We start from the raw sequence: 22,652 nt of genomic DNA, 5'->3' as shown, positions 1-22,652 counted from the left end.
GTCATTCCTCGCGCCGGTGCTTCCCCTTCGCCGCGGTCGGGTCCGCCATCGGGTGGTTCCGGAACCAGCGGAGGAGCTCCCGCGGCCTGCTCGTGTCGGCGCTCTGGTCCCCCTGCGCGAGGAACCCGCTGAAGCCCTCGGGGACCTCGACCCCGTCGGACTCCCGGTCGTACGCCATCGACCACTCCGGGAAGCGCCGCGTGTGGATCGTCTCCTCGACGAGCAGCCGGACCTCCTCGTGGCGCGGGTCCTCGACGATGCGGCTGTACGTCGCGATCACGGCGTCGTACGGCCCCTCGAGGAGCTGCATGAAGCGGCCGGCGCGGTGCACGAGCAGCCCGGTCAGGCCGTCGGCGGTGTTCCGCGTGCGCGCGTGCTCGAGCACCGCCTCGAGCTCGTCGGCGTCGAACGGCTCGGACGCCGAACTCATGTAGACCAGTGACTGCAGCATGCGACTCCCTCCGGACGGACCGAGACCGATCCTGCCCCGGATCGGCCGGATCCGACGCCCCCAGAACGGGCCGGTCCGGCAGGACGCCTGCGGAAGGCCAGCGAGCACCGAGCTACCCTGCGCGCACCTCACGCACGTTCTGCGCCTGCCACCCCTCGGGGATCGACGCACGGAAGGCCCGGAGCGCGTCCTGGTAGTCCTTCCCCGTCGCCTCGTGCGGCCGGGTGTCCCGCGCCCGGGCGACCGCCCGGACCGTCGTCTCGCCGGTCGCCTTGCTCGTGACGGCGTTGATCTGCTGCAGCTCGAAGCCGTCCAGGTCGAGCGCCGCGATCGCGGCCTGCCGAGCGGCCTCGATGTCGTCGCCGCTGCCCTCGGACTCACGGGTGGCCGTCGATCGGAGTTCGCCTCGCATGGTCGTCACCGTCCCAGTATGGCTCGGCCGCGCCGGGGGTCTCGGTCGGTGGCACCTGGCAGACTCGTCGCGTGCCAGCTGCCCCGATGATCGACGCCGTGGACGTCATCCGGTTCGTCGGTCCGCAGGCGTTCGGCCGTGCCCGCGACCTGGTGCGCGCCGGCCTGGTGGACGACGCCGCGTGGCACGACGACGACGGCACGGTCACGGCGACCGTCTCCGGATCGGCGGACGACCCGTACGAGGTCCGGATCGAGACCACCCCGGCGCGCGGTGAGTTCGTGCGTCCGGCGCGCAGCTCGTGCAGCTGCCCGCTCCGCGGCGAGTGCAAGCACGTGGCCGCTGCGCTCCTCACCGTCAATGCCCGTGCACTCGCCGCTGCGGCCGGCCCGCGCCCGGAAGCGCCGGCTCCGCCGCCCTCGGACTGGAGGCACGACCTCGCCCGCCTCGCCGGTGACGACGAACAGGTGGTCACCCCGCAGGGCACCCCCATGGGTCTGCAGTTCGAGTTGCGTGACGCGGTGTCCGCCCGGCTCGCGTCGCGCGCGCGGGCGACGGGCCGTGCGCTGCCGACGGCCTCGCGGTCGGTGCGGCTCGGCGTGCGTCCGGTGACCCGGAGTGACGCCGGCAACTGGGTCCGCGGGCAGCTGACGTGGGGCACGCTCCCCTACTCCATGAACCGGTTCGGCCTGAGCGCCGAGCAGCACGGCTGGTTCCTGCAGTTCGCGGCCCTGCACCGTGCCGGGCAGCTCGCCGGGATGCCGGGCGAGGCCGACTGGATCCACCTCGACGACTTCGGCAGCCCCCTGCTCTGGCCGTTGCTCGGGCAGGCGCGCGCCCTCGGCGTCGCGTTCGTCACCGGCAAGCGCGAGGGCGGGGCGGTCCTCGGCGCCGAGGCACGCGTGCTCCTAGACGCCGCCAGCCACGACGGCGGACTGGTGATCGGGGCGAGCGCGGTCCTCGACGGCCGGCCGATCGCCGACGGGGCCGCGCGGATGATCGGCGACCACGGGGTCTACGCCTTCCGCGAGAGCCCCGAGTTCCACGTGACGTTCGCTCCGACGCCCGCGCCGGTGCCCGAGGACCAGCGCCGGATGCTCGTCGAGGGCAGCCGCATCACCGTCCCCCGCGACGAGGTGGACGAGTTCCTGGCGGACTGGTCGCCGCGGCTGCGCGGGGCGCTCGGCCTGGTGAGCTCGGACGGGTCGATCGAGCTCCCGGAGCGCACGCCACCGGAACTCGTGCTGACCGCGACCTTCGAGCCGGCGCGTGCTCCCCGCACGGACGACCGCGTGCACCTGCAGTGGCGCTGGCACGTCGACGGGCGGAAGGACCCCGTCGCGCTGCACGGGCCGCTGCCGGACCTCGGCGGCCTCCGTGCGGCGGACGAGGCCGCGGAGCCGACAGCGCCGGCGACCACCCCGGCGATCGAGGACGACGGAGTTGCAGCGACGACCGGCCTGGCGTCCGAAGGCGACGACGTCGCAGCGGTGACCGCCCCGGCGGCCCGGGCGGTCGCGGTGGAGCCGACCGCCTCGGTGCCCGCGGCCGACGACGCGAGCCGAGCCGCGCCTCCCGGCCCGGGCGGTGGTCTGGCCTGGTTCGCGGACGGCACCATCGACGGCGCCGACGTCGCGGTCTTCGCGAACGAGCTGCTGCCGGCACTCCCCGCGCTCGGCGTCCGCACCGTGGTGCAGGGCGAGCGCGTCGACTACGAGCGCCTGACCGGACGGCCGCACATCCGGGTCACGACCATGCCGTCCGACAAGCACGACTGGTTCGACCTCGGCATCTTCGTCACCGTGAACGGCCGCCAGGTGCCGTTCACGCCGCTGCTCCGGGCGCTCGCGAAGCGCGACCGGCGGATGAAGCTCGTCGACAACTCGTACCTGTCGCTGGCGGACCCGGCGTTCGACCGGCTCAAGGAGCTCATCGACGAGGCGAGGGACCTCGACGAGTGGGAGCCCGACCAGCCGATGACGGTGACGCCGCTGCAGGCGGGGATCTGGTCCGAGTTCGACCAGCTCGCCGACGAGACCACGCACGACGAGCGGTGGCAGACGATCGCGTCCGGGCTGCTCGGGGCGACCCCGCCCACGTCGGTCGCGGTGCCGGACACGGTGCACGCGGAGCTCCGGCCGTACCAGCACGCCGGGTACGCCTGGCTGTCGTTCCTGCTGTCGCACGGCATCGGGGGCGTGCTCGCCGACGACATGGGTCTCGGCAAGACGTTGCAGGTGCTCGCGACGATCGCCGCCGCCCGGCAGGCCTCGCCGGAGGCGCCGCCCTTCCTCGTCGTCGCACCGACCTCGGTCGTGGGCAACTGGGCGGCCGAGGCCGGGAAGTTCACGCCCTCGCTCCGGGTGACCACGGTGACGGCGACCTCACTGAAGGCCCCGGACCGGGTGGCGCGGGCAGCGGCCGGCGCGGACGTGGTCGTGACCTCGTACGCCCTGCTCCGGCTCGACGCCACCGCCTACACCGACCTCGCGTGGTCGGCGCTGGTGCTCGACGAGGCGCAGTTCGTGAAGAACCCGCAGTCGCAGACCCACCGTGCCGCCGTCGACCTCCGCGCGCCGGTGAAGTTCGCGATCACGGGGACGCCGCTCGAGAACGGGCTGACCGACCTCTGGGCGCTGTTCCACGTCGTCGCCCCGGGGCTGCTCTCCTCGTGGTCGCGGTTCGGCGACGACTACGTGAAGCCGCTCGCCTCCCCCGACCTGCGTGGGGCCGCCCGGCAGGAGCTCACCGAGCGGCTCCGGCGTCGGATCCGGCCGCTCATGCTCCGACGGACCAAGGAGAGCGTCGCCGCCGACCTGCCGCCGAAGCAGGAACAGGTCGTCCGGGTGACGCTCGACCCGGACCACCGGGCGCTCTACGAGCGGACGCTGAACCGGGAGCGCCTGAAGGTGCTCGACCTGATCGACGACCTCGCCCGGAACCGGATGATCGTCTTCCGGTCCCTGACGCTGCTGCGGATGCTCGCCCTGTCGCCGGCGCTGGTGGCGACGACCGATCCTGCTCCCGAGGACGAGCCGGTGCCGTCCGCCAAGCTCGACCTGCTGCTCGACGAACTCGAGCAGCTCGCCGCCGAGGGCCGTCGGGCCCTGGTGTTCAGCCAGTTCACGTCGTTCCTGCGCATGGTGTCGGCGGCGCTCGACGCGCGGGGCATCGGCTACGAGTACCTCGACGGCTCGACCAGGCGCCGGCCCGAGGTCATCGACCGCTTCCGGAACGGCAGCGCCCCCGCGTTCCTCATCTCGCTCAAGGCCGGCGGGTTCGGCCTGACCCTGACCGAGGCCGACACGGTGTTCGTGCTCGACCCGTGGTGGAACCCGGCCGCCGAGAACCAGGCGGTCGACCGCACGCACCGCATCGGGCAGACCCGTTCGGTCAACGTGCAGCGATTCATCGCCGAGGACACCATTGAGGAGAAGGTCCTCGCGCTGGCGGCGAAGAAGGCGGAGCTGTTCGCCACCATGATCGACGACGACGCCCTGTTCGCCGACGACCTGACGGCCGACGACATCCGCTCGCTACTGGAGTGATGCCGCCGGCGCGCGCCCGGCGGTGCGCCGTCCGTGAGGCGCGATGCCGCCGCACAAGGCAAGTCACGCCGAACCGCGGCGGTGCACGGTTCGGCGTGACTTCGGTTGTGCGCTGCGACGCCGGAGGCCTCGCGCGGGCGGCGTCAGTGCCCGAGGGCGTCGATCCGTGCGACCTCGTCGGCGCTGAGCTCGACGCGGGCACCCGCCGCGTTCGAGGCGATCCGCTCCGGGTTCGACGACTTCGGGATGACGACGAACTCGTGCGCGACGTGCCACGCGACGATCACCTGGGCGGTGTCGACGTCGTGCGCGCCGGCGATCTCGACGAGGGTCGGGTCCTGCAGGTTGCTCGCCTTGAACGGGCTGTAGCCCTCGAGGACGACGCCGCGCTCGGACAGGCCGTCGGCGACGGCACGGTCGTACTCGGCGGGGCTCCACTTGATCTGGTTCACGGCCGGGGTCGCGCCCGTCGCCGAGACGAGCTCGTCGATCTGCGCGAGCGAGTAGTTGCTCACGCCCACGGCACGGGTGAAGCCGTCGGCCTGCGCCTGCACGACCTGCTCCCACACGTCCGGCCGGGCCTCACCGTTCGGCGGCCAGTGCACGAGCCACAGGTCGAGGTGGTCGAGGCCGAGCTGGTCGAGGCTCTCCTCGATGGTCGCGCGCACGCGGTCGGCGTTGTCCGGCGGCAGCTTCGTGGTGACGAACACGTCGTCGCGGGCGAGGCCGGACGAGGCGATCGCCTTGCCCACGCCGCGCTGGTTGCTGTAGCCCGTGGCGGTGTCGATGTGCCGGTAGCCGGCCTCGAGCGCCGAGCCCACCGCGGCGGGGGCGTCGGCGTCCGGGATCTGCCAGGTGCCGAAGCCCAGGAGCGGCATCGATCCACCGGTGACGGACACGGACGGGTTCGCGTAATCGGTCATGCACCGTGTCTACGCCGTCGGTGCTCCGAAGCATCGACGGCACCGTCCCGAAGCACGGTGACATCGACGTCCGATCAACGGTTCAGTTCGACCCGGAGCAGGTCGCTGAGGCGTATTCGCCGGACGCGGACTTGGTCGAAACAACCTTCCCGTCGACCTTGATCTCGCAGGTGATCTCGCCACCGGTCGTCCCGTTGCTTGCCGTCACGGTGAAACTGTTGAAGTTCAGCCCCTTCGACGATCCCTTGACCTTGACCTCCTTTGTCCACGGCAGCTTCGCCCCTGATGCCTGCTCACTACCGCCGTCGCCGTCGGTGGATGTCGCCCAGGTGATGGAGGAGTCGGTGCTGTCGCCCGTCACCGTGTAGACGACGGTGTGCTCGGTCGCTGCGGCCTTGTTCGTGTCGTCCACCGCCTTCGACGCAGCGAAGAAGATCGCGGAGTAGACGACCACCATGATGATCGAGAGGATCAGGCCGATCACCGACAGGACAAGCCCTGCGATCGACGTCCCGCGAGTTCGGTTCTTCGCGATGAGACCGATGATGGCGAACACGATCCCCGCAACACCGGTCGCGATCGCCACGTAGTTCGCGAAGGGGATCGCGAAGCCGACGATCGTGAGAATGCCGAGGATGAGGGCGGTGACACCGAAGCCGTTGCCGCGCTTCGAGTCAGGCTGCGGGGCGGGAGAGCCCGCGTAGGCCGGGGGATTTTGAAGGTCGCTCATGGTGGGTCAATGCTGGCAAAAGCTGACATGCACTCGAAGCCCCCTTTCTGGGGATGCTCAAAGTGTTTTCCGGGGTCACCTCCAGAATCCGCGGGTGAAACATCGACTCGGCCCCGCCGGCACGCGGTCTCAGCAGCTCGCGATCGCGTGAGGGGCAACACGACCCCAGTGGTCCGGCTTGGATCAGAGGGACGCGGTCCACTCCGCCGTCGTGCGGACCTCGGCCTGCCGCGGGAACACCTTCTCGACCAGGACCCGGTGCACCTCGGGGTCCGCGTCGACGCACGCGTCCGACAGCACCGTCAGGCCGAAGTCGAGGTCGGCCGCCTGCCGCACCGTCGACAGGACGACGCCGCTCGTGGCGATGCCGGCCAGCACGAGGTCCCGGACCTCGAGGCCGCGGAGCAGCACCTCGAGGTCGGAGCCGGCGAAGGCACTCACCCGCAGCTTCGTCACGACGAGGTCGTCGTCGCCGACCCCGAACGCGGCGTGGACCTCGGACGCGTCCGGCGTCTGGGACGCGGCACGCCCCCGCATGCCGCTGAACATCTTGTTGGCGCTCGCGACCTCGGGTGCGCCGGGCCGGAACGCCACGCGGACGAAGACGACCGGGATACCACGCTCGCGGGCGGCGGACACCGCTGCGGTCGCCGCTGCGAGGCCCTCCTCGGTGCCGAGTCGCTCGACGATGCTGTTCTGGTAGTCCATGACGAGGAGTGCGCTGCTCACGACAGTGGACGCTACGCCGGTGTCGTGCGCGGTCGATGTCGGTCCTCCGCGGGAGGATCGTCCCCGGTCCCGCCGGGCCGCACCACCGCACCACCGCACCACCGCACCACCAGGAGCCACACCCCGCATGACGTCACGCCGACGCCGTACCCGCACCACCCTCGCGTCCGTCATCGTCGCCCTCGCCCTCGCGGTCGGCGGCTACGCCCTCCACACCACCGGGGTGCTCGGCCCGGAGGCGACCACCGGGGCGCTCGGCCCCGACGCGGACGACGCACCCGCGGCGACCGTCCCCGCCGCGACGGACGCACCCACCGTCACGACGGAACCCGACGCACCGGGGTCGAGCCGCGCCTCCAGTCCGGCCGCGACCGGCGCCGCGTCGGAGCGGACGGCGTCTGCGGCGGCCACTGCCCGCACCGCGCTCGCGGCGCTGCCCGTCAAGGGGAAGGCCCCGGCGACCGGCTACGACCGCGAGGGCGACTTCGGCACCGCATGGCTCGACGTCGACCACAACGGCTGCGACACCCGGAACGACGTGCTCGCCCGCGACCTCGACGGCATCACGAGGAAGGGGCCGTGCACGGTCCTCACCGGCACGCTCGTGTCGCCGTACACGGGCGACACCGTCCACTTCGTGCGCGGCAACCGGACGTCGACCCTCGTGCAGATCGACCACGTCGTCGCCCTCGAGAACGCGTGGCGCACCGGTGCGCAGCAGCTCTCGCAGGCCGAACGCGAGGCCCTGGCGAACGACCCGCAGAACCTCTTCGCGGTCGACGGGCACTCGAACGCGCAGAAGCGCTCCGGTGACGCCGCGACGTGGCTGCCGGCGGCGAAGTCATTCCGGTGCACGTACGTCGAGCACCAGGTGGCCGTGAAGGCGAAGTACCGGCTGTGGGTCGTGCCTGCGGAGCGGGACGCGATCGCCCGGGTGCTCGACGGCTGCTGACCGGCGCCGACGCGACGGGCTCCGGCAGCGCTGTGCGGCGGCTTCCGTCGGTGCTGCCCGGCGGCCTGGAGGCGCGGCGCGGCTGCGCCCCGCATGGCACGATGCCTGCATGGCTGAGTCGCTGACCATCCCCCAGGCGTTCGCGCTGCTCCAGCTCGCACCCGACTGACGTCGCAGTACCGATGGGCAACGGCTCGACCTCGGACTCGCCGGTGCCGCGCTCGCCGACCTCGCGCTCCGCGGGTCGATCACGCTCGACGGTGGTCGCGTCGGGATCGCGACCGGTGCACCGACCGGTGACGTCGCCCTCGACGGTGTGCTCGACCAGGTGCGCTCGGTGTTCTCGGTCTCCGGGACTCCGCGGAAGGCGAAGTGGTGGGTGCAGCGCCTCGCGAAGCGGCCGCTCCGTGACGCGATGCTGGCCGGCCTCGTGCAGCTCGGCGTCGTCATCGAGGAGCAGCGCACCACCCTCGTCCTGTTCACCACGACCCGCCACCCCGAACGCGACGGCGGCCCCGAGGCGCGCGTCCGGGCCGTCATTGCCGACGTCCTGGCGCAGCGCACGGCGCCGACCGCCTCCCTCGCGGCGCTGATCGGCCTGCTCGACGCGACGAACACGCTGCGGGACCAGTTCGGGCGGGTGGACAAGCGCCTCGTACGGTCGATCAGCGAGGGCGAGTGGGCGACGCCAGCCGTGCGCGCGGTGCTCGCCGACATCCAGACCGCGGCGATGATGGCGGGGGTCATGGCTGCGACGACGACGGCTGCGACCACGGCGACCACGAGCTGACGCACCGGCGCAGGTCAGGATCCCAACGAGATCGCCGCCGTCGCCCACCAGTAGCCGAGGAGCGCTCCGGCCGGCACCGCGAGCCCCGCGACCACGCGCCCCTTCCGCAGGACCGCGCGGCGGCGGCGGGCCTCGTCGATCTCCCGTTCGAGCCGCTCGAACCGCTGCACGTGCCGCAGGGTGTCGTTGAGCACGACCGCGTCGACGTGCCAGGTCCGTCGCTCCTCCGCGAGCATCCCGAGGTAGCGCACCGCTTCGTCCGAGTGCACGCGCGGCAGGCCGGTGATCCAACCGCGGACCTGTCCCGGGTCGAGCGTCACGACCGCCGGCGGGGTGTCGCCGAACCGCAGCGATGCCGCCGCCACGACCAGCACCGGTTGCACGAGGATCGGTCGCCCGGCCGCGGCGGAGAGCAGCGCGGTCGCGCGCTCACCCTCGGCGACCGCGCGGTGCACGTGCGGCGTGCGCTGCCCCGCCACCGTGAGGGTGCGTCCGCCGACCCACACCCGCTGACCGCCGTGGTTCTTCGTGTTGATCGAGAAGACCCCGGTGGGACCGACGACGACGTGGTCGATGTCGGTCGACCGCTTCCCCACGGGCACCGCGTGGAGGACCGTGTACTCCGGCCCGAGCGCGTCGAGCGCCCGGGCGACGTCACGCTCGCCGACCGCGCCCTTGAACCAGGAGCGCGCGTCGTCGTGCAGCGGGTCGTGCCCCCAGAACCGTTGCCATCCGGTGCGCGCCGGAGCCGCGGACTGGATCGCGAGACACTCCTGCATGACCGCGTAGCCGGGCTTCCGTGCACGGAGCGTCGGCTGCGCGCCGCCCTTCGCTTCCCCCATGCCTCCACGTTCCCAGGAGCGTTCGGTGGCGGACCAGCCCTCGTTCTGGCGTCAGCGGCCGGCCGCGGCGCCCCGGTCGCGCGGCTCGACGAGCTCGATGAACCGGGACAGCAGTGACAGCCCCGCGATCGACGGCGGCAGCCCCGTGGTGAGCGCCGGCGAGTACACGAGGTACGCCGCCCACTTCGCCCGGGACAACGCGACGTTCAACCGGTTCGGCATGAGCAGGAAGTCGAGTCCGCGCGGGATGTCGGCAGCGCTCGACGCCGCCAGCGAGACGATCGACACGACGGCCTCGCGCCCCTGGAACATGTCGACGGTACCGACCTGAGTGCCGCGCATGCCGGCCCGGTCGAGTTCCTGCCGGATCACCGCGCCCTGGGCGTTGTAGGGCGCCACGACGATGACGTCCTCGTCGGTGAGGTCGCGCGACACGTCGCCGTCGACCCACCGGCGCCCGACGACGTCCTGGGCGAGCTGCACCACGCGAGCTGCCTCCTCGAGCGAGGACGTCGTGTTCCCGACGTGCGCCACCGGAACCGCGTGCACGCCGGGGTCGACGCCGTCGAGGTGCCGTCCGGAGACCATCGACGCGAGCTGCCCGTCGTAGGACAACGAGGACACCGACGCCGTGAGCGCCGGCTCCATCCGACGGGTCCGGGCGAGGAAGTAGCCGAACTCGGCCGGCAGCACGTGCGCCCCGTCGGTCAGCCAGCCGAGCGCAGACTGGTCCACCGGCTCCGGGTGGGAGCCCTGCGAGACCTGCGGCAACTGCTGCGGGTCCCCGAGCAGCAGCAGGCGCTGCGCGGCGATCGACGACGCGATGGTCGGGGCGAGCGAGAACTGTCCGGCCTCGTCGACCACGAGCAGGTCGAGGGAGCGCCGCGGGATCGTCCCCTCGTTCGCGAAGGTCCAGGCCGTCCCGCCGACGACTCCCCCGGTGCCCGTCTCCGCGCACGACGACAGGAACGCGGCGACCGCGGCGTTGTTCTTCACCGGCGTCCACGCGGCGGCGTCGAACTCGTCCTCGGTCGCACCGGACTTCGGCACCTTCACCACGCGGTCCGATGCGACGCCCGCACGCACGACCGCGTCGAGGAAGTTCTCCGACGTCGCGTGCGACTGCCCGACGACCCCGACGCGCCAGCCGTGCTCGCGGACGAGCCGCGCGACGACGTTCGAGCCGACGTACGTCTTGCCCGTGCCGGGAGGACCCTGGATCGCCAGGTGCGACCGGTCGAGCCCGAGCAGCGTCGCCACGACGGCCGACACGGTGTCGTCGCCCTGCACCGGCACGACCGGACCACGCGGCGGCACCCGGCGGAGCAGGTCGAGCGCCGGGTCGGGCAGCATCGCCGGCAGGGCGTCGAGGACCTCCTGCCCCCACTCGGCGATCGCCTCGGGCTGCGGCTTGGCGCGCGGTGGGGCGGCCGGCGCGAGCGCGACCGGGACGTCGTGGTGCGGCTCGCCGCCGCCGACCGGCAGGCTCTCCTTGATCAGCACCTCGAACGCGTCGCCGTTGTCGACGGTGTCCAGGATGACGGCGCGCGCCGACGCGCCCTTCGACCCCGGCGCCGGAGCGGTGACCGAGGGCGGGAGCGGGTCGTCGTAGACGAGGTGGGGCGTGCCTCCAGGCCGGAGCTTCGAGCCGGGCGCGAGCGTCCCCGACAATCGGAGCTCTCGTGACTGCGAGCGGGCACGCGGCAGCGTGTCCCAGTCCCGCTCGACCGACGCGCGCTCGACGACGAGGACGTCGCGCGTGTCCGCCCAGTCGTCGACGGGGTTGCGGAGGCGGTCGAAGTGGTCCTGCCAGAAGGTCTTGGCCTCGCGGCGGTGGTAGTCAATCGCGGCGGCCGCGAGCGCCAGGGCGGTCTGGTCGGCGTCTCGGTCGAGGGGGTCGACATCCGCGATCTGCGCGGCGAGGGCCGTGTACACGGGGTTCGGCTCGCGCTCGACGGGGATCGGCGGCAGGAGTTCCGTGTCCTCGGTCCTGGGCTCCGTGCGCGGAGGCCGGAGCGAGAGCAGCCAGTCGCGGAGCCGCAGGGTCGAGCGGCAGTCGTAGGCGTTGTAGTCGGCGACCTGATCGAGCATGCGCTGGCCGGTGGCGGGGTCGCCGTTGCGGAGTTCCTCGATCGCCTCGACGTACGCGGTGATGCTGTCGGCGGCGTTCGTGACGTCGCTGAGGCGGAGGTCCTCGCCCATGTACAGCGGCTCGAGCTTCTTGATCGAGTAGCTGCGGCTGCCGACCACCAGGGCCTTGCGGACGATCGGGTACAGGTCGACGAGGACGCCCGCGCGGAGCAGGTCGTCGACGTCGTCCTCCCCCACGCCGTGCCGGGCGGCGAGGGAGAGCAGGTGCGTCCGCTCGTACGCGGCGTAGTGGTAGATGTGCATGCCCGGGTACTGCGCGCGGCGCTCCGCGATGAACGCGAGGAAGTCCACGAGCGCCTGTCGCTCGTCACGGATCGTGTGCGCCCAGAACGCGGTGAACTCGGCACGGTCGTCGACCAGGCCGAAGAGGTAGTCGAGGCCCCAGTGCACGCCGTCCTCGGTGTGCAGGGGGTCCCCTTCGAAGTCGAAGAAGACGTCGCCGGCGTCGGGTGCGGGAATCGCGTCGAGCGCGCGCGGATCGAGGACCTCGAAGCGAGGCTTGGCGGCTCGCGTTGCTTCCGTCTCTGTCTGGAGGCGCGCCTGACGGACCAACCGATCTTGCGTGCTCCGCGACATGCCCGGCACGCCCGCGGTGCGGTCCGCCAGGTCGTCGATCGTTCGCACCCCGGCGCGGATCAGCTTCGTGCGCTGGTCGAGGCGCATGCCGGCGACGAGGACCAGGTCGCGGTGCTCCTCGACCTGGGTCTGGCAGATCGCGCACCGGCCGCAGCTGGAGTAGCGGGGGTCGCCCCACTGCAGTTCCTCGTGCTCCTGCATCCGCTCGGCGATGACCCGCTCGAATTCGGCGCGCTGCGTGCGGTACACCGGCGCGATGTCGGCGAGGTCGTGCGTGGTGGTCGTCCGGTCGCCGAGCACCAGGTGAACCTGCTCGCCGGTCGGGATGCCGTGCGCCTGCATCTGCTCGGCGTAGGCGGCGAGCTGGAGCAGGGCGCTGATCTTGGCGTGGCGTGCGAGCTTGGTGTCGTAGACCTCGTACTGGCCGCGGTCGTTGCGGATGATGAAGTCCGCGAAGCCGATAAAGCCCGGGGCTGCCGCGGTCGGCGGTGCGTGGAAGGTCGGTTGGTAGAGGACGTCGGCACCGTCGCGGAACGCGCTCCTCGCCTGCTCGGCTGCGCGGGCGTAGTCCTGCGGGACCGGACGGTCGAACTCGACGACGTCGTGGGTTCGCTTGAGGATCTCGAGGTAGTCGAGCTCGTGCTGGTCCCCGAGGCGGGCGGTGCGTTCGAGCATGTCGTCGTGCTCGTCGGGCAGGGGCCCGCCGCGGTCGAGCTTCACGTCAAGGCGGCGGAGGAAGGCCCACTCGCACGCGGCCCACGTGCTCAGGTCGCTCGGGCTGAGCAGGACCTGTCCCTCGGTGATCTGCATGGCTCGAATCTAGGGTGCGCATCCGACACTCGAGGTGTCATTTCACATCTGACGTACTTTTCGCTAGGTTGTCGTCATCCCCGCCTCGGCCACCACGATCGAGACCCGGGAAGGAGGGGGCACATGGACAGCACCAAGAGCATGCTCGAGAGCTTCGTACTCGACGACACCGTCGCCGAGCTCGAAGTGGTCGACGACCTTTGGTACTTCGTCGTCGGACAAGGCGGCGGTGTGATCATCGGCGGCTGATCGACCATCCGTCAGGTCGGGGCGGGGAGTCCCTCGACACCACTGACGGCAAGGAACCATCATGACCACACCCCGTTGGAGTGTCGGCATCAACTTCGATTCGAAGTGCAATGCGCGGTGCGCGCACTGCTGTGTGAGTAGTTCACCGGATGCGACTGCGAACCTCGACGACCAGCTCGTCGACCGGATCGTCGACCAGCTGCTTGATTGTCCGGAAGTGCGCGAGATCGGACTCACCGGCGGCGAACCACTGATCAGGCGGCGACGGACCGTTCAGCTCATCGGACGGATCACCGCCGCCGGGCGCGGAGTCTCGTGTGTCACGAACGGCTTCTGGGGGGTCACCCAGCGGGCAGCCGATCGGGTCCTGTCGGAGCTCGAGGAATCTGGACTCCGTGAGCTCACCGTGAGCTTCGACGACTTCCACTCGCAGTACATCTCCGTCGACCGCATCCGCAACATCCTCGAAGCGGCGCGGGACCGACGGATTCGGATCGTCGTGAACGTGTGCGTCAGCACGACGAAGGACGCGTCTGGTCTGCTCCAGGAACTCGGCGCCAGCCTCGATGGGATCCAAGTGACGAAGTTCCCGGTCGTTCCGGCTGGAGAGGCCCGCCATCTGGAGGACTCAGAGTTCCGACGTCGGCCGATCACGGAGGGCATGCTCTACTGCCCCGGGACGCAGGTCATCTTCCACAACGACGGCTTCGTCTACCCGTGCTGTTCCCCGTCGATCTTCGACACGGACATGACCCTGGGCCGCGTCGATGAAGACGTCCGTGAACTCGTCGGACGCGTTGAGCGGAACGCTCTGCTCGGCATCCTCCGACGCGAGGGATTCCGCTGGTTCCTCGACGCCATCAGGTCTGCCGCTCCCGACTCCCCTGCGGCAACGGTGACCGAAGTCGTGTCCCCCTGCGAGCTCTGTTCGATCATCTTCCGCGATCGGACCGCGGTGGAAGCCATCCGACCGCTGGTCGACGAGTACTTGGCGCGGAACCGTGCGACCACGTGACCGGTTCTTCGCGGACCAGAACTGCGAGATCCGGGTGAGCGGGAACGAAGCCGTGGTGCACGACCGCCTCCGATCACGCTACCTCCGGACGTCTGCCGAGAAGCTGCCCGACGACGTGCGAGGTGCCCTGCAGGAACGGCCTGAACGGATCACGCTGCCTGCCGCCGCAATCTTCACTGCGACCGTCATCGGAGGATGGCTCGCGCTGCTCGCGACGACGAGCATCGAAGTACGACCCGGTGTTGCACTCATCACCGGCACGGGGTTCGTCCTCGTCGCGAGCATCCTCGTCCACGAGGCCGCACACGTCGTCGTGCTCCGTGCATTCGGCAAGGAAGTCGACCACGTCGGGGTGAAGTTGAACCACTGGGTGTTCCCAGCGCTCTACGTGCGGATGTCGCAGTCGATCATGCTGACTCGCCCGGAGCAGGTCGCCGTTCATCTTGCTGGCATCGCGGCGAACGTCACGACCCTCTCGCTCGTCTCGGTGGTGAACGCCCTCGTGTGGAGCAGCGGGACAGTGACCGCTGCTGTCCACATCACGGTCGTCCTCCTCGGTTGGAACCTCCTCCCGCTACTCGGTTCGGACGGGTACCGCGTCTTACTGGCCTTCTCCGGGACAGCAGCCGCTCGGCGGATACGGAGCAATCCCGCCTGGCTGAACCTCATCCATCTCGTGAGCGTGATGGTCGCCGCGGCGACGGCCGCTCACCTCGTCCTCACACTCTTGGGGTGACCACGTGAACAACTTCCTCACGATCGACGCGCTCACCGTTCGGTACGGCCGACGAACCGCGCTTGACGACATCCAGCTCCGGATCGACGGCAGTGGTCAGGTGATCGGGCTCTTCGGTCGGAACGGCGCGGGCAAGAGCACCTTGATGCGGGTCATCTGCGGCCTCATCGGCCGTCACGGCGGCCGCGTCCAGTGTGCTGGGTCGATCGCGTACCTTCCCGACGTGCCGATCTGGTACCCGTGGCTCCGCCTTTCGACATGCATCCAGCTCGCCGCCCGGCTCTGGCCCGACTTCGACGTCGAGCGTGGACACCGGCTGCTCCGGATCCTGGGACTGTCGGAGAGGATGCGCGTCCGACAGCTCTCGAAGGGCATGTCCGAGCAGGTCCACATCGCTCTCGTGCTCGCTCGCAGGTGCTCGCTGTACGTCTTCGACGAACCGTTGGCCGCGGTCGACCCGGTGACACGCGACAGGGTTGTCGAACTCATCCGGACGGAGCGAGAACCCGGATCCACCGTCCTGATCTCGACGCACCTCATCGCGGGTCTGGAGTCGCTGTTCGACGAGGCCGTCGTGATCGATGACGGTCGTGTGTTGCTCCAGGTCGACAGGACCGGCTTGACCGAGGCGGGAGCCCTCGAGGCACAGATCAAGGAGGTCCTGGCCTGATGCTCTGGCTCATCGAGTTGCGCAAGCACGCGGGCTTCTTCGCCGTCACGATCGGGCTGGCCGTCACCACCAGTGTCGCGGCAGCACTCTTCCCCCAGCAACAGGTCCTCGAGGTCATCCAGACCCTCACCGGCATGCTCGTGTGGTGCGCGAGTGCCATCTACGCCGCGGCTGACCTCGTGCGCTTCCTCGCACTGGGGCACGACGTCCTGCTCCACTGCAGCGCGTTCGGCCCGCTTCGAAGCGCCTGTACCAAGGCAACGATCCTCGGAGCTTTCCTGGTTGCGCTGCACGCTGCGACGCTCGGGGGCGGTGCGGGAGCGATCGCCGAAGCCGTAGGTGCGGAAGCCCCGACGGTCTTCACCTACTACGTCGTCGCGAAGGCACTCTCGATCGTCACGTACCTGGCGACCGTCGTCCTGTCGGCGTTGGTGTCGAAGGTGTTCCGCACTCGCAACCTGGTGGTCACGACCTTCACCGTCGTGCTGGTCGCCATGGTGATCGGACAGACGATCGCCCTCTGGCGCCTGGGGGCTCCCGGAACGGACTTCTTCTTCATCGGGGTCGGCGGCGATTTCCTGTCGGTCAACCTCTACGCGAACATCCTGCCGATCATCCTGACGGCGCCGTCGGAAGGATTCGTACCGCCCATCGCGGGTCTTTCGATCGTCCTCAACATGGCGGTCGCTGTCGCTACCGTGCTGGGTGTCCTCCTGCTCAGCCGCTTCCGCCGCTTCGACTTCGTCGCGCTGTGATGCGATCACCGGTCACAGAGCTCGTTCCCGTCCGGCCAGTCCCATGACCGGGATGTCGGCTCGAGGAGTGCGCAGCCGTCCGATCGACAGGTCCGGCAGGAGGGCCGTCGACGGCGCCGACCTCGACGTTCCGCCGGGTGCTCTGACGGCGATCGTGGGCGCGTCCGGTGCGGGGAAGTCCACCTTCCTCGACGTCCTCACGGGGATCGAGCCCATCAGGTCCGGGGCGGTTCGGATCGGCGAGCTCGTGGTCAATCCCGCTTCCCGCCGGGTGCGGTTGCGGCTGCGGGCACGGACCGTGGCAACTGCTCGGCAGTCCGAGGACCTCATCGATGCGCTGACCGCCGCAGAGAACATCGCACTCGCACAGCGCCTCGCGCGCCGGCCCGATCGCGCCCTCCTCAGCGCGACCTCACGGGCGCTGCACCTCGACGAGCGGCTCCTCGCGACCACGACCGACAAGCTCTCCGGCGGCGAGCGCAGACGGGTCGCTGTCGCCCGGGCGGTGGCGAGCGGCTCACCGGTCGTCTGCTGCGACGAGCCGACAGCCGGACTCGACGCGGGCACCGCGGATGCCGTCCGGGAACTCCTCGGCGCTGTGGCCGCATCCGGCCGGACCGTCCTCGTGGTGACCCACGATCCCGCTCTCGCGAGGATGTCAGAGCGGCTCGCCATGTTCCGGGACGGAACGATCTCCGACGTCGTTGAAAATGCCGCTCCGCTGGCGGTCGACCGGCTGATGCGCGGCCGATGAGCGTCGCGATCGCGCTCGCCAGGACGGTCGCCGTCGACCCGCGTCCTACCCTCGGGACTCCTCGTCGGACTCACCGTCCCGTGCGTCGTCTCGGCCGGGGTCCTGGTCGGCGCAACACGCCTGCTGTCCGATGACCCCACTCTTGCCGACACGGTCGAGACCGTGCTGCTGCTTGTGTCGGCTGTCGCCGTGGTGGCGGTCTTCCTCTGTGCGTCCGCGTTCGCGCGGTCCCTCCGCCCGGAGATCGAGCGACTCGGCGTCCTCGGCGGCGGAACTCGAGTGCACGGGTGCGGAGCCGCCGTCCTCCTCACGACCACGTCGATCGGATGCGCCGTCGGCATGGTCACGGCGCCTCCGATCGCGGACGCGTGGTCGCATGGCATCGCGGACCTCGCGCTCGCTCCACTTCCACCGTCGCCGTCGCACGGAGCCGGCACGATCGCTTCGCTCACCGCGCTCTTCCTCCTCCCCGCGCTCGGCGGCTGGTGGAGTGGAGCGACCCGGTCGTCCGCTCATCGACACCGTTCCAGGGTGATCGCGGCGGCGGCAGTCGCGGCCCTCTTCGTGCTGCCCACCGTCGGCGTCGTCGTCGCGGCACCGGCACTCATCGACATCGTCGGACACGCTGGTCAGACGGTCGCGGCCGATCGGCTCGGCGCGCTGGGGACGACGGCGGGCGCGCTCGCGGTGTCGTCGGCCGCGACCTTCGGTCTCGTCATCGGGACGACGATCGTCGCGGCGGACGCGGTCCGGGGAGCCCTCCGTGTCGCGGCACGATCCGCTATCCGTGGCCCACTCTGGCTGGTCGTCGGGCTCCAGCTCGCCGCTCGGAGGGCGGAGCGCTTCGGACCGATCGCGACGGTCAGCGCGGGGACGACCGGGATCGTCTCCGGCCAAGCGATCGCGACGACCCTCGAGCAACCAGGCGGGACGAGCAGCGCGACCTGGTCCGAACTGACGCTCACGCTCGGTCCCACGCTGCTGATCGCGCTCGGGGCGGCAGTGGGTGCCGCCTTCGCGCAGAGCCGCGGAACCGGTGGAGACCTGCGCTCGCTGGCCCTGACTGGGTGGTCGTGGTCGGCGAGGGCCTCGATCGTCCTCGTCGCCGCGGTTGCTCTCGGCGGGAGCGGTGCGGTCGTCGGCGCTCTCGCTGCCGGAGCGGCTGCGCTGTTCGCGGTACCGGTCGGGATCACGCTCGGGACGGTCGGCTGGCCGGACCTCGTGGTGCCGATCACCGTCGCTGCGGGGCTGACCGCGACGACGGCGCTCGTCTTCCTCCTGAGCGAACTGTGGGGATCTCGGATCACGCGTTGAGCATCGGCGCGCCAGCGACCTCAGCCGGCGACCTCAGCCGGCAACCTCAGACGTCGGTCGGAACGAACCGCGGACCGTCGTACCCGTCGCGCGTCACGTGCGCCGTGAAGTCGGCGAGCGACCGGACCCAGTGACCTCGCTCGCCGTACAACGCCTGGTAGACGACGACCGGCTCCTCGGTCTCGACGTCCCGCGCCACGAGGAGCACCTCGTACTCGCCGCCCTTGAAGTGTCGGTACCGTCCGGGCAGCAGGTCGTCCACGCCTCTGATGCTAGCGGCGACGACGCCGCGAGAGGCGGCCGACCGACCCGCGCTCGGACGGCCGCCGATCGACATGCTCCCGGTCAGACGAGCCACGCCTCGGGGTCGAGGCGGCCCGCCGGCACGTGGCGCCCGCGCGAGCTGCCCTCCACCAGCTCGCCGTGGTCGACGACGACGACACCCCGGACGATGACCGTCTCCGGCTTCCCGGTGACCTCGATCCCCTCGTAGGGCGTGTAGTCGGTCGCCTGGTGCAGCGTCTCAGCGGCGATGGTCCACCTGGTGGTCGGGTCCCAGATCGCGATGTCGGCGTCCGAGCCCGGCATGAGGGCACCCTTCTGCGGGTGGATCCCGTTCACCTTCGCGGGGTTCGTCGCCGTCAGCTCGACGAACCGGCGCGGGTCGAGACCGCCGTCGACGACGAACCGCGAGAACACCATCGGCAGTCGGGTCTCGACGCCGGGCAGGCCGTTGGGCATCTCACGGACGTCGTGCGTGTGCGCTTCCTTCTGCCCGAGGTCGTAGCAGCAGTGGTCGCTCGAGACGATCGTCACCTCGCCTCGGGCGAGCAGGCGGCCGAGCCCCTCGACCCGGTCGGCGGGTCGGAGCGGCGGGCAGCACACCCAACGCTCGCGTTCGGAGGCTCCCGGTCCTCACCTAGCTTCTCAAATGCGATGACCCCACTTGGGTCGGAGACGAGCGGGAATCGGGGCTAAGTTTCAGGGTCAACTCACGGTGCCTTGAACGAGCGATCGCAGGTGCCCGCGCAGCGCCGGGTCAACTACATACAGGTAGGTGCCGAGTACCCCGCGCGTCATCAGGACCGAGTACACGTTCGTCACGAACCGGAGGACGTCCTCATCCGAGTACTCCATCCCGAGCCGCGGGTTGTTCTCCATACCCTTCTTGTCGAAGTAGTTCGATCGGTTGAAGACAACACGCTGCGCCTCTTGATCGAACCGCACGTCCGGCCCGATGACGACGCCCGCGTAGTTGAGGTCGTACCCCTGCACCGTGTGGATCGATCCGACCTGCTCGACCGCCCCCGCTGAGGTGATCCAGTCGGTCTGGGTCTGGTTCCACTGCAGCTGGCGACCGTCGATCTCGATGTCGATCGCGGCGGAGTCGTTCTTGCTCCTCCACTCCCAGGCGTACCCGGCGACGAGGCGGGAAAGCCCGACTTCGGCATCGCGGGCGCGTATGGCGTCATGCATCTCGCCGAGGTCGTCGAAGAACCGCACGTCGTACGCGCCGAAGTCCTCACGCTCTCGGGGCTCGTCGCTCAGGAGCGCTCGTGCGAAGGACACGTAGTCCGCCCCACCCTGCACGCGCATCTGCGTGAAGAGTCGGTAGCGGCGATCCGCGGCTTCACTCTCGTCGACGAGTGCCTTCTGCGTCGCTTGCGGGAGGTCGGCGGGGCGCACGCTCTGATGCGAGTCAATCAGGAAGATCTGGTGTCGACTCTGCTTCCGGATCCAGTCCACTTGTGTCAGGTGGTCGGCGTCAGCGCCGAACAACTTCTCGTTGATCTCTCCAAAGCTCTTGTTCTGCATGCCGGACGCTTGATTGGCGCGGTGGTTGAGGCGGTGCGATTCATCGACGACGAGCAGGTCCCAGGGCTCACCGCTCTTCCCGACCTCGAAGGGAGTCAGCACCATCGTCTTGTCGAGACCTGGGGTCTTCGCGAACACGCGCTTGAGGGACGCCCGCAACGCCTGCTGCGGAACGACGAGGCCGAGCCGCGAACCCTCGAGAAGACGGTGGTTGTCCTCGGTGAAGAAGTCGGAGAAGAGCGCGTCGCTCTCGACATCGTCGAGCCCCTTGCCCTGGGAGAGGTCTCGCAGGAGCTTGAGCAAGTAGACGGCGACGATGGTCTTGCCGGTGCCGGGATCCCCTTGCACGGTGATCGGAGTCGCTGCCTCGTCGTTCCAGTCGTCGAACAGGCCCTCGAGGATGTCTTCCATCGCGATCGCCTGGTCACGGTTCAGGGCTTTGAAGGGCGAGAGCTTGAAGAGCTCACGGTTCTCGATCTCGGGCAGACTGCGAGTGAACACCTGCTGCTCGCGGAGTGCGTCGAAGATCTGCTTGAACGTGTCGCGGTACCTCGGCCGGTCGTAGTAATCGGCGTCGACGATGCCCTTGTTGCTGTTCAGCACGGTGAACTTCTCGTCTGCGGCCAGCAACGCGATGAGCTGGGACTCGAGGTCGAGGCACACTGACTTGTTGAACGTGTCATCGAGGACGAGCCGAACCGCCTTCAACGTCTTGCGCTCGGCGGACTCGAGGTGCTGCCGCATCCGCGCCGCGGTGTTCAGGGTTTCGCCGACGTACACCCTCTTCCCGTCGTCGAGGATGTAGACCACTGGCCAGTTGATGAAGCGACGATCATCTGCTTGCCACGACCGCAGGTGCTCCTGAGTGAAGGGGAGCCGCTCGATGTCAAAGCTGGTCATACTTCGTGCTCCGCCCTCGCGCTCGTTCCACCGGGTACTTTGCCTTCGTGATCTCGAGCTTCTCGCGGATCAAGGCCTCGGGCGATGTGCCGAGGCGATCTGCGAGGAGGAAGCAGTACGTGAGCACGTCAGCGAGCTCGCCCCTCACGCGCGAGTCGTCGGCCTTTACGTCCCACTGGAAGCACTCGAGCAGCTCCGCCGCCTCGATCGAGATGCTCTTCGCGAGGTTCTCCTGACTGTGGAACTGACCCCATTCGCGTTCGTCGACAAAAGCCCGTAGCTCGTCGCGCAGCCCCTCATCCGCCATGCTGCGACGCTAGCAGCGCGGCTGAGGGCGCCGAGACGAGCGCGCGGTCGGTCGTTCGTTCAAACGCTCGCACCGCACCATCCGTGCCGAGCGACCGACGACAACTGGTCAGCCACCCCCACCGTGGGACGGCTGAGATCGAGCGCGTGCCGCTGGACCACCGGCCCGTCGACCACCTGGATCCGCCGCTCCTCCGTCTCCCCCGCCGCGTACACGAGATGCCCCTCTCCCAACCCGAACCGTCGGCAGTACGCCGCCATCTGGTACAGATCAGCGTTGGGATACTGGCCGTGCTTCTCCACCTTGTACTTCACGTCGATGCACGCTCGCACCTCCCCGTCGACCACCCACGCGAGGTCCGGGGCGATCTTCACGGTCCTCTCGACGTCGAGCGTCGAGGCGAACTGCGACACGAGCACTCCCCCGTACGGCTTGAACGCCTCGCGGAGGGCAGCCGACACGAAGTCCTCGAACACCGACCACATGTCGACGAGGAACCCCGACGCGACGACAGACCCGGCTCGCTGCTCAACGGACGATCCCGAGAGTACGAGCGACGCCAACGCCAGCGCCGACGAGTACCGCTGGTTCCGCCGATCCGTCCGGACGACCGGCACCGCAGCCCCGACCGGTATCACCGACACTCCGTCGAGCACCCGCACGATCCGCCGCAGCGCCCCGAGCACGTCCGACGGCACTCCCGGCAGGCGCAACAACCGGGTCGCAGCGGTCAATATCACCTGGTTCTCCGCGATGTCCTCGACGTAGTCGTCGAACGACACCTCGACCGGCAACGGCTGCCCACCCCGCCGCGTTAGCTGGTCGCCGATCCGCCACCGTCCGCGCACGAGTGGTAGCGCGTCCTCGCGCGTGACGTACCCGCGGAGCGGCCCGCCGGCGAGCGCCCGCGAGGCCTGCCGCACGAACGCGTGCGCCAACGCCGGCACGAGGTCATCGTCCTCCTCGAACTCGAAGTCGTCCTCCGTCCAGATCGCGCTCCCGACACGCGCGTAGCCGAGCATGGCGAACAGCCGTCGGACCGGCGTCTTCGGCTTGAGCCACACGGTGTACCCAGCGACCCGTACGACTCCTACCTTCCGGACACCGCTGACGCGGTACTCGTCGGCGCCGAGCGTCGGCGCGACCGAGGCGATGTTCGCGGCGGCCAGCCCGACCGCCACCGCCCGCGGGAGCCGGTGCACGACCGGCTGGTCCGCCTCCCG

Annotated in this window: 21 protein-coding genes and 1 pseudogene; 10 read left to right on the top strand and 12 right to left on the bottom strand. The window is 70.0% G+C overall.

Features of this window, described 5'->3' with window-relative positions:
- Position 1: 1 nt before the first annotated feature.
- Together AAEP86_RS10460 and AAEP86_RS10455 are read right to left on the bottom strand one after the other, a co-directional pair.
- Positions 2 to 451: a BLUF domain-containing protein gene (locus AAEP86_RS10460; RefSeq protein ID WP_420367271.1), complete on the bottom strand. Its 450-nt coding sequence runs from the start codon at positions 449 to 451 to the stop codon at positions 2 to 4.
- 112 nt (positions 452 to 563) lie between these two features.
- The gene (locus AAEP86_RS10455; RefSeq protein WP_420367270.1) at positions 564 to 872 is read right to left on the bottom strand and encodes a hypothetical protein; all 309 of its coding nucleotides are present in this window, start codon (positions 870 to 872) and stop codon (positions 564 to 566) included.
- Between the two features lie 62 nt (positions 873 to 934).
- Here AAEP86_RS10455 and AAEP86_RS10450 point away from each other — a divergent pair, with 62 nt between their 5' ends.
- Positions 935 to 4,411: an SNF2-related protein gene (locus AAEP86_RS10450; protein WP_420367269.1), complete on the top strand. Its 3,477-nt coding sequence runs from the start codon at positions 935 to 937 to the stop codon at positions 4,409 to 4,411.
- A gap of 143 nt (positions 4,412 to 4,554) precedes the next feature.
- Here AAEP86_RS10450 and AAEP86_RS10445 read toward each other — a convergent pair whose 3' ends face one another.
- From AAEP86_RS10445 to AAEP86_RS10435, 3 genes are all read right to left on the bottom strand, one after another.
- Entirely contained in the window at positions 4,555 to 5,334 is a 780-nt protein-coding gene (locus AAEP86_RS10445) for an aldo/keto reductase (protein WP_420367268.1), read from the bottom strand.
- Positions 5,335 to 5,416: 82 nt separating this feature from the next.
- A complete protein-coding gene (locus AAEP86_RS10440; RefSeq protein WP_420367267.1) occupies positions 5,417 to 6,064 on the bottom strand; it encodes a DUF4190 domain-containing protein in 648 nt (215 codons plus the stop codon).
- A gap of 183 nt (positions 6,065 to 6,247) precedes the next feature.
- Complete coding sequence (locus AAEP86_RS10435) at positions 6,248 to 6,793, bottom strand: cysteine hydrolase family protein (RefSeq protein ID WP_420367266.1); 546 nt, start codon at positions 6,791 to 6,793, stop codon at positions 6,248 to 6,250.
- Positions 6,794 to 6,920: 127 nt separating this feature from the next.
- Between AAEP86_RS10435 and AAEP86_RS10430 the strand changes: the two genes are divergently transcribed.
- A complete protein-coding gene (locus tag AAEP86_RS10430) occupies positions 6,921 to 7,745 on the top strand; it encodes an HNH endonuclease family protein (protein WP_420367265.1) in 825 nt (274 codons plus the stop codon).
- A gap of 187 nt (positions 7,746 to 7,932) precedes the next feature.
- Positions 7,933 to 8,535, top strand: a pseudogene (locus AAEP86_RS10425) (GOLPH3/VPS74 family protein); the annotation flags it as partial.
- Between the two features lie 14 nt (positions 8,536 to 8,549).
- Here the strand turns inward: AAEP86_RS10425 and AAEP86_RS10420 are convergent.
- Entirely contained in the window at positions 8,550 to 9,377 is an 828-nt protein-coding gene (locus AAEP86_RS10420; protein ID WP_420367264.1) for a nuclease-related domain-containing protein, read from the bottom strand.
- A 51-nt stretch (positions 9,378 to 9,428) separates the two neighbouring features.
- Entirely contained in the window at positions 9,429 to 12,914 is a 3,486-nt protein-coding gene (locus AAEP86_RS10415; RefSeq protein ID WP_420367263.1) for a TM0106 family RecB-like putative nuclease, read from the bottom strand.
- Positions 12,915 to 13,037: 123 nt separating this feature from the next.
- Between AAEP86_RS10415 and AAEP86_RS10410 the strand changes: the two genes are divergently transcribed.
- The 7 genes from AAEP86_RS10410 (at position 13,038) to AAEP86_RS10380 (ending at position 18,407) form a co-directional block, all read left to right on the top strand.
- Complete coding sequence (locus AAEP86_RS10410) at positions 13,038 to 13,163, top strand: hypothetical protein (RefSeq protein ID WP_420367262.1); 126 nt, start codon at positions 13,038 to 13,040, stop codon at positions 13,161 to 13,163.
- A 61-nt stretch (positions 13,164 to 13,224) separates the two neighbouring features.
- Positions 13,225 to 14,178, top strand: coding sequence for a radical SAM protein (locus tag AAEP86_RS10405; RefSeq protein ID WP_420367261.1), 954 nt, complete (start codon positions 13,225 to 13,227; stop codon positions 14,176 to 14,178).
- Entirely contained in the window at positions 14,165 to 14,914 is a 750-nt protein-coding gene (locus tag AAEP86_RS10400) for a hypothetical protein (protein WP_420367260.1), read from the top strand. The genes AAEP86_RS10405 and AAEP86_RS10400 overlap by 14 nt, the downstream gene beginning before the upstream one ends.
- Before the next feature lie 4 nt (positions 14,915 to 14,918).
- On the top strand, positions 14,919 to 15,584 hold the full coding sequence (locus AAEP86_RS10395; protein ID WP_420367259.1) for an ATP-binding cassette domain-containing protein: 666 nt from the start codon (positions 14,919 to 14,921) through the stop codon (positions 15,582 to 15,584).
- Positions 15,584 to 16,339, top strand: coding sequence for a hypothetical protein (locus AAEP86_RS10390; RefSeq protein ID WP_420367258.1), 756 nt, complete (start codon positions 15,584 to 15,586; stop codon positions 16,337 to 16,339). The genes AAEP86_RS10395 and AAEP86_RS10390 overlap by 1 nt, the downstream gene beginning before the upstream one ends.
- Before the next feature lie 67 nt (positions 16,340 to 16,406).
- Entirely contained in the window at positions 16,407 to 17,093 is a 687-nt protein-coding gene (locus AAEP86_RS10385; RefSeq protein ID WP_420367257.1) for an ATP-binding cassette domain-containing protein, read from the top strand.
- 162 nt (positions 17,094 to 17,255) lie between these two features.
- Positions 17,256 to 18,407: a hypothetical protein gene (locus AAEP86_RS10380; protein ID WP_420367256.1), complete on the top strand. Its 1,152-nt coding sequence runs from the start codon at positions 17,256 to 17,258 to the stop codon at positions 18,405 to 18,407.
- Positions 18,408 to 18,453: 46 nt separating this feature from the next.
- Here AAEP86_RS10380 and AAEP86_RS10375 read toward each other — a convergent pair whose 3' ends face one another.
- The 5 genes from AAEP86_RS10375 to AAEP86_RS10355 all read right to left on the bottom strand — a co-directional run bounded on the left by AAEP86_RS10375 (position 18,454) and on the right by AAEP86_RS10355 (position 22,631).
- On the bottom strand, positions 18,454 to 18,669 hold the full coding sequence (locus tag AAEP86_RS10375) for a DUF1653 domain-containing protein (protein WP_420367255.1): 216 nt from the start codon (positions 18,667 to 18,669) through the stop codon (positions 18,454 to 18,456).
- An 83-nt stretch (positions 18,670 to 18,752) separates the two neighbouring features.
- Positions 18,753 to 19,292 carry an amidohydrolase family protein gene (locus AAEP86_RS10370; RefSeq protein ID WP_420367254.1) on the bottom strand — a complete coding sequence of 180 codons (540 nt, stop codon included), beginning with the start codon at positions 19,290 to 19,292 and terminating at the stop codon, positions 18,753 to 18,755.
- 102 nt (positions 19,293 to 19,394) lie between these two features.
- Positions 19,395 to 21,122, bottom strand: a complete 1,728-nt coding sequence (locus AAEP86_RS10365; RefSeq protein WP_420367253.1) for a DNA/RNA helicase domain-containing protein — start codon at positions 21,120 to 21,122, stop codon at positions 19,395 to 19,397.
- Entirely contained in the window at positions 21,109 to 21,429 is a 321-nt protein-coding gene (locus AAEP86_RS10360) for a nucleotide pyrophosphohydrolase (protein WP_420367252.1), read from the bottom strand. The genes AAEP86_RS10365 and AAEP86_RS10360 overlap by 14 nt, the downstream gene beginning before the upstream one ends.
- A 59-nt stretch (positions 21,430 to 21,488) precedes the next feature.
- Positions 21,489 to 22,631, bottom strand: a complete 1,143-nt coding sequence (locus AAEP86_RS10355) for an McrC family protein (protein WP_420367251.1) — start codon at positions 22,629 to 22,631, stop codon at positions 21,489 to 21,491.
- Positions 22,632 to 22,652 lie beyond the last annotated feature (21 nt).

Origin of the sequence: Curtobacterium sp. L1-20 (assembly GCF_048755855.1) — a bacterium.
Classification (GTDB): Bacteria; Actinomycetota; Actinomycetes; order Actinomycetales; family Microbacteriaceae; genus Curtobacterium.
This window is presented reverse-complemented; position numbering and strand designations above follow the sequence as displayed.